General features: G+C 51.8%; 14 protein-coding genes and 2 tRNA genes. 11 read left to right on the top strand and 5 right to left on the bottom strand.

Annotated elements, in window-relative coordinates; translation table 11 throughout:
* Nucleotides 1-9: 9 nt before the first annotated feature.
* The gene (locus AB3G37_RS17155) at nucleotides 10-825 is read right to left on the bottom strand and encodes an IclR family transcriptional regulator (protein ID WP_369788586.1); all 816 of its coding nucleotides are present in this window, start codon (nucleotides 823-825) and stop codon (nucleotides 10-12) included.
* A 154-nt stretch (nucleotides 826-979) separates the two neighbouring features.
* Here AB3G37_RS17155 and AB3G37_RS17160 point away from each other — a divergent pair, with 154 nt between their 5' ends.
* Genes AB3G37_RS17160 through AB3G37_RS17185 form a run of 6 tightly spaced genes read left to right on the top strand, consistent with a single transcriptional unit; the run spans nucleotide 980 to nucleotide 7,580 of the window.
* On the top strand, nucleotides 980-3,070 hold the full coding sequence (locus tag AB3G37_RS17160) for an FAD-dependent oxidoreductase (protein WP_369788587.1): 2,091 nt from the start codon (nucleotides 980-982) through the stop codon (nucleotides 3,068-3,070).
* Nucleotides 3,071-3,112: 42 nt separating this feature from the next.
* Entirely contained in the window at nucleotides 3,113-3,940 is an 828-nt protein-coding gene (locus AB3G37_RS17165) for a transporter substrate-binding domain-containing protein (protein WP_009636581.1), read from the top strand.
* An 18-nt stretch (nucleotides 3,941-3,958) separates the two neighbouring features.
* Nucleotides 3,959-4,675: an amino acid ABC transporter permease gene (locus tag AB3G37_RS17170; RefSeq protein WP_009636582.1), complete on the top strand. Its 717-nt coding sequence runs from the start codon at nucleotides 3,959-3,961 to the stop codon at nucleotides 4,673-4,675.
* Nucleotide 4,676: 1 nt separating this feature from the next.
* The gene (locus AB3G37_RS17175) at nucleotides 4,677-5,489 is read left to right on the top strand and encodes an amino acid ABC transporter permease (protein WP_369788588.1); all 813 of its coding nucleotides are present in this window, start codon (nucleotides 4,677-4,679) and stop codon (nucleotides 5,487-5,489) included.
* A complete protein-coding gene (locus AB3G37_RS17180; RefSeq protein ID WP_369788589.1) occupies nucleotides 5,486-6,235 on the top strand; it encodes an amino acid ABC transporter ATP-binding protein in 750 nt (249 codons plus the stop codon). The genes AB3G37_RS17175 and AB3G37_RS17180 overlap by 4 nt, the downstream gene beginning before the upstream one ends.
* 31 nt (nucleotides 6,236-6,266) lie before the next feature.
* Nucleotides 6,267-7,580, top strand: coding sequence for an NAD(P)/FAD-dependent oxidoreductase (locus tag AB3G37_RS17185; RefSeq protein WP_369788590.1), 1,314 nt, complete (start codon nucleotides 6,267-6,269; stop codon nucleotides 7,578-7,580).
* A 153-nt stretch (nucleotides 7,581-7,733) separates the two neighbouring features.
* Here AB3G37_RS17185 and AB3G37_RS17190 read toward each other — a convergent pair.
* Nucleotides 7,734-7,821: transfer RNA gene (locus tag AB3G37_RS17190), tRNA-Ser, on the bottom strand.
* Nucleotides 7,822-8,366: 545 nt separating this feature from the next.
* Between AB3G37_RS17190 and AB3G37_RS17195 the strand changes: the two genes are divergently transcribed.
* Nucleotides 8,367-8,471, top strand: a complete 105-nt coding sequence (locus AB3G37_RS17195) for a hypothetical protein (protein WP_369790986.1) — start codon at nucleotides 8,367-8,369, stop codon at nucleotides 8,469-8,471.
* A gap of 183 nt (nucleotides 8,472-8,654) precedes the next feature.
* Here the strand turns inward: AB3G37_RS17195 and AB3G37_RS17200 are convergent.
* Nucleotides 8,655-8,742, bottom strand: a tRNA-Ser gene (locus AB3G37_RS17200).
* A gap of 291 nt (nucleotides 8,743-9,033) precedes the next feature.
* Between AB3G37_RS17200 and yccA the strand changes: the two genes are divergently transcribed.
* Nucleotides 9,034-9,699, top strand: coding sequence for an FtsH protease modulator YccA (gene yccA, locus AB3G37_RS17205; protein ID WP_009636586.1), 666 nt, complete (start codon nucleotides 9,034-9,036; stop codon nucleotides 9,697-9,699).
* Nucleotides 9,700-9,808: 109 nt separating this feature from the next.
* Complete coding sequence (tusE, locus tag AB3G37_RS17210; RefSeq protein WP_009636587.1) at nucleotides 9,809-10,138, top strand: sulfurtransferase TusE; 330 nt, start codon at nucleotides 9,809-9,811, stop codon at nucleotides 10,136-10,138.
* A 14-nt stretch (nucleotides 10,139-10,152) separates the two neighbouring features.
* Here tusE and yccX read toward each other — a convergent pair whose 3' ends face one another.
* Complete coding sequence (gene yccX / locus AB3G37_RS17215) at nucleotides 10,153-10,431, bottom strand: acylphosphatase (protein WP_369788591.1); 279 nt, start codon at nucleotides 10,429-10,431, stop codon at nucleotides 10,153-10,155.
* Nucleotides 10,432-10,528: 97 nt separating this feature from the next.
* On the opposite strand from yccX, the gene rlmI reads away from it, so the two are divergent.
* Together rlmI and hspQ are read left to right on the top strand one after the other, a co-directional pair.
* Nucleotides 10,529-11,722, top strand: coding sequence for a 23S rRNA (cytosine(1962)-C(5))-methyltransferase RlmI (rlmI, locus tag AB3G37_RS17220; protein WP_369788592.1), 1,194 nt, complete (start codon nucleotides 10,529-10,531; stop codon nucleotides 11,720-11,722).
* Nucleotides 11,723-11,800: 78 nt separating this feature from the next.
* Entirely contained in the window at nucleotides 11,801-12,136 is a 336-nt protein-coding gene (hspQ, locus tag AB3G37_RS17225; protein ID WP_009636590.1) for a heat shock protein HspQ, read from the top strand.
* A gap of 90 nt (nucleotides 12,137-12,226) precedes the next feature.
* Here the strand turns inward: hspQ and AB3G37_RS17230 are convergent, their stop codons facing one another.
* The gene (locus AB3G37_RS17230) at nucleotides 12,227-12,640 is read right to left on the bottom strand and encodes a CoA-binding protein (protein WP_009636591.1); all 414 of its coding nucleotides are present in this window, start codon (nucleotides 12,638-12,640) and stop codon (nucleotides 12,227-12,229) included.
* Between the last annotated feature and the right edge of the window lie 183 nt (nucleotides 12,641-12,823).

The following is a 12,823-nucleotide window of genomic DNA, read 5'->3' on the forward strand; positions in this document are numbered from 1 at the left end:
ATCAATTAGTTAGCGCGTAGATACCCGTTCAGGTGAGCTGAGGCGTTTATCCAGCGGGTTAAGCATTGGTTCGATTTTAGCCACTTCTTCACGCAGCAAAGCTACGTGCTGCGCGATCAGTTCTGGCGTCAGGCGCGGAGAAAGCAGCGTCAGACCCAAAGAGGCGACAGTACCGGTTCCTGATACGGTCACGGGCACCGCAATACCGGCAATTCCGGGAATTAATTCACCGGAATCAATGGCAAACCCCTGCTCCGTCGTTTCCGCTATCCAGCGTTCAATACGTTCTGGCGTCAGCATCGGGTATCCCGTCATGCGCGGCAGGTTTCGGGCAATAATCTGCTCACGTTCTTCCAGCGACAAAAATGACAGGATCGCCAGACTGCCCGGCCCCACGCCCAGCGGGACAAAGCCACCAATGGAACCGGTGAGCGTTTGCATCTGAAAGTCTCCGTCAAAGCGGTCAATACAGACTGAATCATCTTTGTCGCGAGCCATCAGCATCACTGTCTCTCCGGTCTGCTGACGAATGCGTTCCAACGCAGGTTGAAAATGATGACGTAAACCGGGCCCATTCGCCGCCTTCACGCCCAATATCAACAGCTTGGTTCCAAGACGGTAATGTTTTCCGCCGTGCATTTTGTTAAGAAAACCGTGATCCACCAGCGAATTCAGAATGCGGTGACAGGTGACTTTATTCAGACCCGATAGCTCACACAGCGTTTTGAGTGTCGCGCCATCGCTGCCGGCACTGGCCACCAAATCAAGCAAAAGTACTGCTCGATCTAAAAGTTGCACCCCATTCTTTACCGCCGATTCACTCATCCAAACTCTCCATCAAAAACCTTTAAATTCCACATTATGGAACAAGTTAACATAAGATTTCGGTATGTGGTTTTTTATTGACACAAGATTTAGCATACATCACATTCAATTGACAACCAGGCGGCATCATTTACTGAGTACAGGTAGGCAAACCATGACCCAGGCATTTGATAATCAGCAGGCAAAGGACGCAACGCTACCAGAACATTTCACGACTTTGTTCAGCCCTTTTACCCTTAAGGGGCTAACGCTGAAAAATCGTGTGATGAGCACCAGTCATGCGCCGGGCTATGCCGTGGCCGGTAAGCCGGGTGAAAAATATATTGCCTATCATGAAGAAAAAGCCAAAGGCGGGCTGGCGATGACCAGTTTCGGCGGCTCTTCTTCCGTTTCGATGGACTCCCCCGCCGGCCAATGGCGACAAATCTCCGTCGCCGCCGATGACATTATTCCGGCGTTTCGCGAATTTGCAGCGCGCATTCATCGCCACGATACCGCGCTAATGTGCCAGCTTAGCCATCTCGGCCATCGCTCTCGTTATGACGTAGATCCCTGGCTAGCTCCGATTGCCCCCTCTGCGTTGAAAGAATTTGCTCATCGTTCCTTTGCCCGCGAGATGGACGAGTTTGACATTCGCCGCGTCGTTGCCGATTTCGGACAGGCCGCGCGCCGCTGCCGTGAGGGTGATATTGACGCGGTGGAAATCATCAGCTCCGGCGCGCATCTGATTGGTCAGTTTCTCTCACCGGCCACCAATCAGCGTACCGATGGTTACGGCGGATCGCTGCAAAACCGTGCACGTTTCGGCCTTGAAGTTTTTGAATCGATTCGTAAATTTTCCGGTGACGATTACGTTGCCGGTCTGCGCCTGCCCAGCGACGAGATGATCGTCGATGGTCTGAATCATGAGCAGTGTCTGGAGATTGCCGAGCTGTATGGCAAATCGGGTCTGGTGGATTTTCTGACTATTTCTACCGCGCAAAACGCCTCACCGATGGGGCTGGCGCGGTCGATCCCCGGCATGTGGGCCCCGCCGCATCCTTATGTGGATTTAGCCAGTGAGATGCGGCGCGCTGCCGGAATTCCCGTCTTCCACGCAGGGCGATTTCTCACACTGGATCAGGCTGCGCAGGCCGTTAATAGCGGGCAGATTGACATGGTTGGCATGACGCGGGCGCACATTGCCGATCCGCATTTGGTGAGAAAAGCCCTGAGCGGGCGCAGTGCGGATATTCGCCCGTGCGTGGGTGCCAACTATTGTGTGGAGCGCCTGCATCTCGGCGGGCAATCACTGTGCCTGCATAACGTAGTCACTGGCCGTGAAACCAGCCTGGCCCACGAAATCACCCCTGCCGTAGATAAAAGGAAAGTGGTGATCGTCGGTGCAGGTCCTGGAGGACTTGAAGCCGCCCGAGTTTGTGCAGAACGCGGCCATCAGGTCACGTTATTTGAAGCACAAAGCAAAGTTGGCGGCCAGACGTTGATAGCGGCCAAAGGCGGATGGCGCGCTCAGTTAGCCGATATTTCGCGCTGGCTGCTGCTGCAAATCGAAAATCGCGGCGTTGACCTGCGACTGGGCATTCGCGCTACGGCAGAGGATATTTTGCACTGCCAGCCTGAGGTGGTGATTATCGCCACGGGAGGAACCGCCAGCCTCGGGCAGTTTGCCGGACATGAACTGGCGGTCAGCGCACGCGCCATTCTGGCCGATGAAGTTGCCCCCGCTGCACGCGTTTTGCTGTTTGACGACAATGGTTACAATCCCGGCCCATCATGCGCCGAAAAAATGCTGCGCGCTGGCAGTCAGGTAGAGATTGTCACCCCAGAAAATCGTTTAGGCGTGGAGATGACCGCCTCAAACTATGCCGTTCACCTGCGTAACATTTATCAATTGGGCGGAGTAATCACTCCGGACCATCAGCTTGTCAGCCTGACTCGCAGCGAAAACGGCGCTTTATTGGCACGGCTTCGCAACCAGTTTTCCGAGCAGGAAATGATTCGCGAGGTGGATCAGGTGGTGGTCGAACATGGTTCAATCCCCGACGACACCCTTTTTCACCAGCTTAAATCACAGGCTTACAACCACGGCAACACTGACTGGCAGGCGTTTGTCGACCTTGCTCCACAGCCTGATTTTGACCGTCACTCCGGCGAATTTGCCATTTTCCGCATCGGCGACGCACTGGCGAGTCGTGATATTCACGCCGCCATGTTTGATGCCATGCGCATTAGCTTGACCCTCTAGCCAGGGCATTTTGTCTCACTCACAACAATAAGGTCCGACACCATGAAAAAACATCGCACACTGCTTCGCACCGTTGCTGCATCGATTTTGGTTCTGGCGCCCATGCTGGCTCACGCCGATACGCTGAGTGACATCAAAAGTCGTGGCGTACTGACCGTTGGCGTTAAAAATGATTATCCACCGTACGGTTTTATGAATGCGCAGGGCAAAACTGACGGCTTCGAGATCCAGCTGGCACGCGCTATCGCTGACCAACTGCTTGGCTCACCCGACAAAATCAAGCTGGTCCCCGTCAACGCCTCCAACCGTATTCAATTTTTACAGGCCGGTCAGATTGACCTGATCATGGCGACATTGGGCGTAACGCCTGAGCGCGCCAAAGAAATCGACTTTACCGTGCCTTATGTTTCGGCTGCCGGAGCCTCGGTGATTGCGCGCAAGGAAGCGAAGTTTACCCAATGGGAACAGCTTTCCGGGCAAAACGTTTGCGGCATTCAAGGCTCGTACTACAACAAACTGCTGACCGAAAAATACAAAATCAATCTGGTGAATTTCACCGCGCTGCCGGAAGCCTATCGTGCCTTGCAGGATAATCGCTGCGTGGCAATGGCCTTTGATGACATGACGCTTCGCAACAAGCTCGAGCAGCCGGACTGGAAGGGTTACAAAATTGCCATTCAGCCTTATGAATTCCTGCCGATGGCCGGTGGCGTGCGCAAAGGTGACGAGACATTCCTGAAAGCGGTTAACGCAGCAATCGTCAAGACCGAAGGTGAAAACAAGCTGATCGCGTGGGAAAAACAGTTCGATATGCCGGCTTCCGACTACATCGCGAAACGCGCTGAAGCTGCCCGCGCTGCGGCAAAATAATCGGCAGGAGCAAGACTTATGGCTGGACTCGATTACACCTGGCTTCTTGATCCGGTCTATCAGCAGTGGTTGCTCAAAGGCGTGGGGATAACCCTTGAACTGGCGGTTATCTCTTCGCTGTTTGCCATTGTTATCGGACTGGTCGCCACTTTGGCGCTGACTCTGCGGATTGCCTGGCTGGATGCGCTGATTGAGCTTTTTGTTGAATTGTTTCGCAATACGCCGCCGCTGCTGCAGATGCTTTTCTTTTACTTCACCCTGACTCAGCTGGGCTTTACCGTGGAGGACCCGGTTACCGGCCTGCAAAAACCGCTGTTCAGCGCCTTTGCCTCGGCCTGCGTGTCGCTTAGCCTGTTTGGCGGCGCGCTGTGCGTCGAAGCTTTCCGCTCCGGTATGGAAGCCGTACCCAAGGCCACGTTGGAGGCCGCGCGAGCGCTGGGTTACACCCGTCTGGGGTTATTCCGCCACGTTCAGGTGCCGATTGCCTCACGGGTCTGTTTACCGGCTTTAACCAATGTGCTGACCAATTTGTTCAAAACTACCTCGCAGTCCTCGGTCATCACCGTCCCCGAGCTGATGTATGCCGCAGGACAAATCTACAACGACACTTTCCGCACGCTGGAAGTAATGTTGCTGGTGCTGGTGATTTACGTGGTGCTGGTCAGCCTGCTGGCGTGGGGACTGTCCTGCCTGGAACGCCTGTTTGCCTATCCCGGCTATGGTAACGGAGGTTGAGATGCTGAGTGACGTTCTTTATATCCGCCGTAAACGTCAGACTAAACAGGCTGTTGCGATTTTGACCCTGCTGTTGCTGGTGTTTACCACTTTTGGTCACGGCGCATCGCAATGGATGCTGGTAGTGGCGAGGCTGCCTCTGTTATTAACCGGCAGTATGTCAGGCTGGCCGATTACCGGCGGTTTTGCGCTCAATATTTTTATAAGCATTATCAGCATGGCCGCTGCAACAGTAATGGGCGTGCTGCTGGGCATTGCGATGATGGCGCACCGTGGTTGGTTGCGTCGCCCGGCAATTCTATTGATGAATTTTCTGCGCAACGCCCCTTGGCTCGTGCTGCTGTTTTCGATGCTTTACCTGCTGCCCTACCACGCCGAGTTGTTCGGTATTCGCTTTGATTTCTCGCCGGTAGCTAAATCAATTATCGGCCTGAGTCTGCCGACGGCGGCCAACTTTGCCGAAATTATTCGCGGCGCGGTGCAATCCATTCATGCCGGACAGTGGGAATCTGCCCGCTCGCTGGGTTACAGCCATCTGCAAATTTATCGGCTGGTAATTTTACCGCAGGCGCTGCGGCGCATTATTCCCGGCTGGATGAGCTTATATGCACTACTGATGATTTCCACCGCGCTGGCGACGGTCACCGGCGTGCAGGAAGTGGTCACGCTGCTACGCACTACGCTGGCCATGGAGAGCGAAAGCACGCTGATTTACTTCTACGTAGCCGTGCTGCTGATGTTCTTTTTTTACTGCTATCCGATTGCGCTACTGGCGCGACGTCTGGAAAACAAAACCAAAGGGGACGCCATATGATAGCCCGTACCGACGCATTGATTGAAGTCGATAACGTCCATAAATCGTTTGGTAACACTGAGGTGCTGAAAGGCATTTCCATGAATGTCGCCAAGGGCGAGGCGGTATGTATCATCGGCCCGTCCGGTTCCGGAAAATCGACTATTTTGCGCTGCATCAACGGGCTGCTGCCGTTTGAAGAGGGATTTGTTCGCGTTGGCCAGCACCGGGTGCATGAAATCCACAGCGAAAAAGCCATGCGCCCGTTGCGCCATCAAGTAGCCATGGTATTCCAGCAGTACAACCTGTTTCCCCATCGCACCGTGCTCGACAACATTATGATGGCGCCAATTCAGGTACTGAAACATCGACGCGATGAGGTTGAAGAACGCGCCATGAAGCTGATTGCCAAGGTCCGTCTTTCCGGCAAAGAGGCCCGTTATCCCGGCGAACTTTCCGGCGGTCAGCAACAGCGAGTGGCGATCGCACGGGCATTGGCGATGCAGCCGGAGATCATTTTGTTCGATGAAGTGACGGCAGCGCTGGACCCGGAAACGGTGAAAGAGGTGCTTAATACTATCCGTGAGTTGGCGGAGGAAGGCATGACCTGCCTGCTGGTGACTCACGAGATGCGCTTTGCCCGCGAGGTTGCCGACAGAGTGTGCTTTACCGATCGAGGAACTATCGTCGAAGCCGGTCCACCCGTGCAGATTTTTGATGCCCCGCAGGACCCGCGAACTCGCGAGTTTCTCGGACAAGTTTTGTAATCCCTTTGTGATAGCGAACCCAGAGAAAACCATGTCCAGCCAAAATAATATTTTTACCTCGGATTTCACTCCTGCCCCCTATTGGTGGGACGCCAGTGAACCAGAAACTCAACTTGATCCGCTGCCGTCGGCGGTGGAAATTCTGATTGTTGGCTCAGGCTATGCCGGGTTGAATGCTGCAATTGAACTCGCGCGCAACGGTCGCCAGGTTGCTGTGCTGGATGCCGATCGCCTGGGCAGCGGTGCCAGCACGCGCACTGGCGGGATGATCAGCAGCGGACAAAAGTTGGTGGTTGGCGGCGCGATAAAAGGTATCTCGCCAGAACTGTTTAAAAACATGATTGCCGATTCAATAGCCTCTTTTGCCTTTATTCAGGAACTGGTGCGTGAGGAAAATCTCGACGCCGACCTTTACATTGGCGGTCGCTATTTTGGCGGCCACACGCCGACCCAGATGAAACGTTTGTATGAAATGGGCGACATCTTGAACCGCGTTACCGGCGTCACCGTGCATAAGATCAATCGCGATAGCCAGTCAGAAGTCATCGGTTCCCACTTTTATCACGGCGGGATTCTGGTGGACGAGTACGGGGGTATTCATCCGGGAAAATATCACCGTTCACTGCGTAATCTGGCAAAACACTACGGCGTGCAGCTATTTTCCCATGCAAGAGTTAACTCGATTGAAGAAAGTGCCAACGGTAAGCGAGTTTTGACCGAGCGCGGCACCGTGAACGCCGAAAAAGTGCTGATCACGACTAACGGTTACACCGGCCGACAGGCAACGCCAAATATTGCGCGCCGCATTGTACCGGTGAAAAGCTATCAAATTGCCACCGAACCGCTGCCTGCCGATCTGATTGAGTACCTGATCCCTAAAAAACGCATGATAACCGACAGCCGACGCGATCTGATTTATACCCGCCCCTCTCCTGACGGCACGAGGTTACTCTTTGGATCACGACCCGGGATCTTGCAGGTCGATGATCGCAGTGCGGCAGTTAAAATTCGTCAAAGAATGTTGGATATCTGGCCGGAGCTGGCGGATTACCGCATTAGTCACGCCTGGAGCGGTAATGTCGGCATGACGGCGGATAAAACCGCACACGTCGGAAAGATGGATAACGGGGACTATGCCGTAGGCTGCAACGGCAACGGCGTAGCGCTGATGAGCTGGCTGGGCTACCGGTTGGCGCAAAAAATTCTGGCAATCGAAAAACAACCGCTATCGTTTGATCGCGCTGATTTTCAAACTATCCCGCTTTATAACGGTAATCCGTGGTTCCTGCCCTTTGCCAGTGGCTGGTATCGCTTCAGGGATGCGGTGGATAAACGTTTGGGCTAGCCTTTTTGAGCAAACGTTTCGCGGGCTGCGGGAGGTTGCTTTATAAGGGCGACGTAATGAAAAGCAGGCAGATAGCCTAAAATAAGCGTTTTTTGAAATGCGACAGGCACAAAAAAAGCCGCTAATTGCTTAGCAGCTTTCTTGTGTTGTTTATGGCGGAGGAGGAGAGATTCGAACTCTCGAATGGTTTCCCATCGCCGGTTTTCAAGACCGGTGCCTTCAGCCGCTCGGCCACCCCTCCGCAACGGAACGCACTATAAACATAGGCGATGAGGATGTAAAGCCCGATGTTGTTCATTTGCTTGAAAAATCGGCGCAAATTCAATTTTTTTCGGAAAAAGGCTCAGCGACGTGGGAAGTGTCGATTTTACAAACAAAAGTCGTTGGGAAAACAATCCGAAAATGAATGCAAGTTGATCAGGCCATTAAACGAGCTGAGTTAAAGAGCTATATCAATGGGAATCAAAATGCCAACCGTGGTGTTTTAAAATTTTAAACAATTGATTTTAATGCTTATTATTTGATCAATTGGATTGGGATGTTGGTACACTGCTTGCGGGTGCTCTGGATCTTTCTGTCCCGAGCATGAAGTACGATGTAAAGCAGTCATGTTGTAGAGAGTATGTGAAGGCAGAAAGAGAAAAGCCCCGAATTGAAGTTAATCAAATCGAGGCCTATCTGCATGCATCAACAACATCAGGTTAGCCTCTTACCCGCCGCAAGGCAAGGATAAGGAGGTCAGAAATGCCCCTAAAACTAATAGTAAATGCCGTGATGGTTATTTGTATGGCCATTGTTTTGATTGTACTTATAAAGGGGCCCGCGCTTTGTGAGCTCCACATTACGAGCATATTACTGACGGTTGAGGCTTTGATGGCCTGCAAGGCCTAAAGGTAGAAGCGACTCAATGGCGGGGGTTCGCTCCCGCCCATTGGTTGTGATGTATGAATTCAGGTGCACCCGTTTAATTTCTAAAGCCAGTCTTCGGGCTGGCTTTGTATTTGGCATACAGAATCACAAATTTTAGATACAAAAAAAGCCGCTAATTTCTTAGCAGCTTTCTTGTGTTGTTTATGGCGGAGGAGGAGAGATTCGAACTCTCGAATGGTTTCCCATCGCCGGTTTTCAAGACCGGTGCCTTCAGCCGCTCGGCCACCCCTCCGCAACGGAACGCACTATAAACATAGGCGATCGGGTTGTAAAGCCGGAATTTATTCATTTGCAGTAAAAATCGACTTTAGGCATCCGAATGCTGATTTTATCGTCATTATTAACAAATTTTCATCAACGTCGGCGGCTAATCGCGGTTATTTTTATTCATTGCCGGTAAAGAACCTAGGCAGGTGGTAAAGAAGGGTAAAACCCCTTTAATCACGCGAGGCAACTATCTATCATCCCACTCTACATGCTTTTTCACCGACTTCACTTTTTGTCGATAAGCGAGATTATTAAAATGGATCGTATCGTTGCCTCTTCACGTTCACGCGCTGGCTCACTGCTCAGCACGCATCGAGTGCTGCGTAATACTTATTTCCTGCTGGCACTGACGCTGGGTGTTTCGGCAATTACAGCAACTGCCAGCACCGTATTGATGCTGCCTTCACCGGGCATGCTCCTGACTCTGGTCGGCTTTTATGGGCTGATGTTCCTCACTTATCGCATGGCCGATCGTCCGGCAGGTATTCTATGTACCTTTGCGCTGACTGGCTTTATGGGTTACACGCTGGGACCCTTGCTTAGTTCACTGCTGGCAGCCGGTGCAGGCGACATTATTATGTTAGCGCTTGGCGGTACGGCTCTAGTGTTCTTCTGCTGCTCGGCTTATGTGCTGACTACACGTAAAGACATGTCATTCCTGTCTGGCATGATGATGGCGGGTTTTGTGGTGTTGCTGGTGGCGGTCATCGCCAATTTGTTCCTGCATATCCCTGCCCTGTCGCTGGCAATTAGCTGTCTGTTTATTTTGTTCTCCGCTGGCGCCATTTTGTGGGAAACCAGTAACATCATTCACGGCGGAGAAACCAATTACATCAGAGCCACGGTGAGCCTCTACGTGTCGTTGTATAACGTTTTTGTCAGCCTGCTAAGCATTCTGGGTTTATCGTCACGCAGTAATTAAATTTGATGGCTAAACCTGCTCCTAGCCCCGCCAATGGTGGGGCTTTTTGTTTGGCGCGGACCGCTTTTTTGCTAAACTTGCGCACTGCTTTCAAGATTTCAGAGGTTATATGCTGCAGTTTAACGGCCAGGTTATTGAAACTGATGCCAAAGGTTACCTGAAAAACAGCGCCGACTGGCAGGAAGCGCTGGCCCCGATACTGGCTGAAGAAGAAGGGATTGTTCTTAGCGACGCCCACTGGGAGGTGGTCCGTTTTGTGCGTGATTTTTATCTGGAGTTCAACACCTCTCCAGCAATCCGTATGCTAGTAAAGGCCATGGCAAATAAATACGGTGAAGAAAAAGGCAATAGTCGTTATCTCTATCGCCTGTTTCCTGAAGGCCCTGCCAAGCAGGCCACCAAAATTGCCGGTCTGCCAAAACCGGTTAAATGTATTTAATAAAGCATCGGCGATCAGTGGCAAATGCCAAAACCCTGGTATTCGGCAACGGCCCTGGGCTCAGTTAACAACTTATCCACTTTGGCATGTTTTGGGCCGCCTTGCCTGAGCCAGTCAAGAAGTTGATCGATTTGCTGCTGCTCACCGCAGGCAATAACTTCGACACCGCCGTCGTCGAGATTTTTGGCATAACCCGTTAATCCCAGCCCGTTGGCCTGCTGCTGGGTTGCAAATCGAAAGCCGACACCCTGTACTCGGCCATAAACGTAAGCGGCTATACTGGTTTTTGGCATAATTATCTCCTCATAGCGATTTGATTCGTTGCAATCTCATTCTCTTGCTCGGACAATGTCGCTCTTTTTTGTCTCCCGACCGACAGAACCTAATTATATGACTGCACGTTTGTATCTGGCCAAAGGCCGTGAAAAATCCCTTCTTCGTCGCCATCCGTGGGTGTTTTCCGGGGCAGTATTACGCATCGAAGGAAAAGCGCTCTCCGGCGATACTATTGATATTTTAGACAATCAGGGTAAATGGCTGGCAACTGCCGCCTATTCTCCTAACTCTCAAATCCGGGCTCGCGTCTGGAGCTTCAAGCAAGACGAAGCTATCGATATCGAATTCTTTATTCGCCGTCTGCAGCAGGCACAAACCTGGCGTGACTGGATTGCCAAACGCGACGGGCTTGATGGTTATCGCCTGATTGCCGGTGAATCTGACGGTTTGCCCGGTATTACCATCGACCGCTTCCAGAATTTCCTGGTATTGCAGCTGCTCTCGGCAGGCGCAGAATATCAACGTGCCGCGCTGCTCGGCGCATTACAGCATTGCTATCCTGAATGTGCAATTTACGACCGCTCCGATGTTGCGGTACGTAAAAAAGAAGGTCTTGAACTGACACAAGGTTTGATCTTGGGTGAAAATCCGCCGGATCTGCTGCCAATTCAGGAACACGGTATGAGCCTGCTGGTTGATATCAAAGGCGGCCATAAAACCGGCTTCTACCTTGACCAGCGCGACAGCCGTCTCGCAGCGCGCAACTATGCCGCTGGCCGAAAAGTACTGAACTGCTTCTCTTATACCGGTGCGTTTGCTGTTTCCGCGCTGATGGGTGGCTGCGAGAAAGTGATCAACGTTGACACTTCACAGGATGCGCTGGATATCGCGCGCAAAAACGTAGAATTGAACAAGCTCGATCTTTCCAAGGCCGAATTTGTTCGAGATGACGTTTTCCAGCTGTTGCGTAAATATCGCGCGCAGGGCGAGCAGTTTGACATGATTGTTATGGACCCGCCGAAATTCGTCGAGAACAAAAGTCAGTTGGCCAGCGCCTGTCGTGGATATAAAGACATCAACATGTTGGCGATCCAGTTGCTGCGTCCCGGCGGCATTTTGCTGAGTTTCTCTTGCTCCGGCCTGCTGCCTACCGATTTGTTCCAAAAAATTCTTGCCGATGCTGCGCTGGACGCGGGCCGCGAGATCCAGTTTGTTGAACAGTTCCGTCAAGCCGCTGACCATCCGGTAACCGGCGCTTATCCTGAAGGTTTATATCTGAAAGGGTTCGCCTGTCTGGTTTCAGCGTAAGCTTTAAAAAGCACACGGGTTGAAAATGCACGCTTTGGCCCCATATCCTTTACAAGTTACACTTTTGAGGAGGTCGCTATGTTAGCTAGCAAATATGGGGTCGCCAGCAAGTATGGCATTGGCCAACAGGTCCGCCATCGGATGTTGGGCTATTTGGGCGTGGTTATTGACGTTGATGCCGAGTTCTCGCTCGACAAGCCAGAGGCTGCCGAAATCGAGGCCGATGACGCGATGCGCGCCGCCCCTTGGTATCACGTAGTGATGGAAGATAACGAAGGACAGCCAATGCATACTTATCTGGCAGAAATTCAAATCGATCATGAGGCACGCATTCCACATCCTGAACAAAGCACTCTGGATGAGCTGGCGGAATCTGTGCGTAGCCAGCTATTGGCGCCTCGCCTGCGTAACTAATTGTTCAGATAATAGCTGAAACTTAAAAACCGGTCCTTGATGACCGGTTTTTTTATGCTTTGAATTTTGGCTGCTTGAATAATCACATCATCAATGCGCCAACCCCAGACGGGGAATTTCAATCGCCGGGCAACGATCCATCACTACCGCCAAACCAGCCTCTTTAGCCAGCACAGCTGCATGTTCGTTGATCACCCCAATCTGTAGCCATAGTGCTTTGGCCCCAATGGCAATGGCTTCCTGCGCCACGCCATACGCTGCTTCTGCATTACGAAATACGTCAACCAGATCAACTGGATGCTGGATATCGGCCAACGTTGCCACCACCTTTTGCCCCAGCAAAGTTTGCCCTGCCAATTTTGGACTGACCGGAGTTACATCATAGCCTTGGTCGAGCAGATATCTCATCACACCGTGGCTGGGGCGAGAAGGATTATCACTCGCCCCCACCAACGCTATGCTTTTGATATTCTTTAGTAATACAGCTAGCTCAGTGTCTTTCACTCGCTTCTCTCCCCAAGTTGTAGGTTAGTTAAGTGTAATTCAGTCTGACTCTAGTGAAGGTTTTATTAAAAAACTTTCTCTTTTTAACAGGTGTTTCAGCACTATAAATTAAAATACATTTTGTAAAACTTTGACACAATATAAGCAATGCTGAATAATAATGCGGTGAGTCACTGGGGCTGG

It is taken from the genome of Rouxiella sp. WC2420, assembly GCF_041200025.1.
In the GTDB taxonomy this organism is placed as follows: domain Bacteria; phylum Pseudomonadota; class Gammaproteobacteria; order Enterobacterales; family Enterobacteriaceae; genus Rouxiella.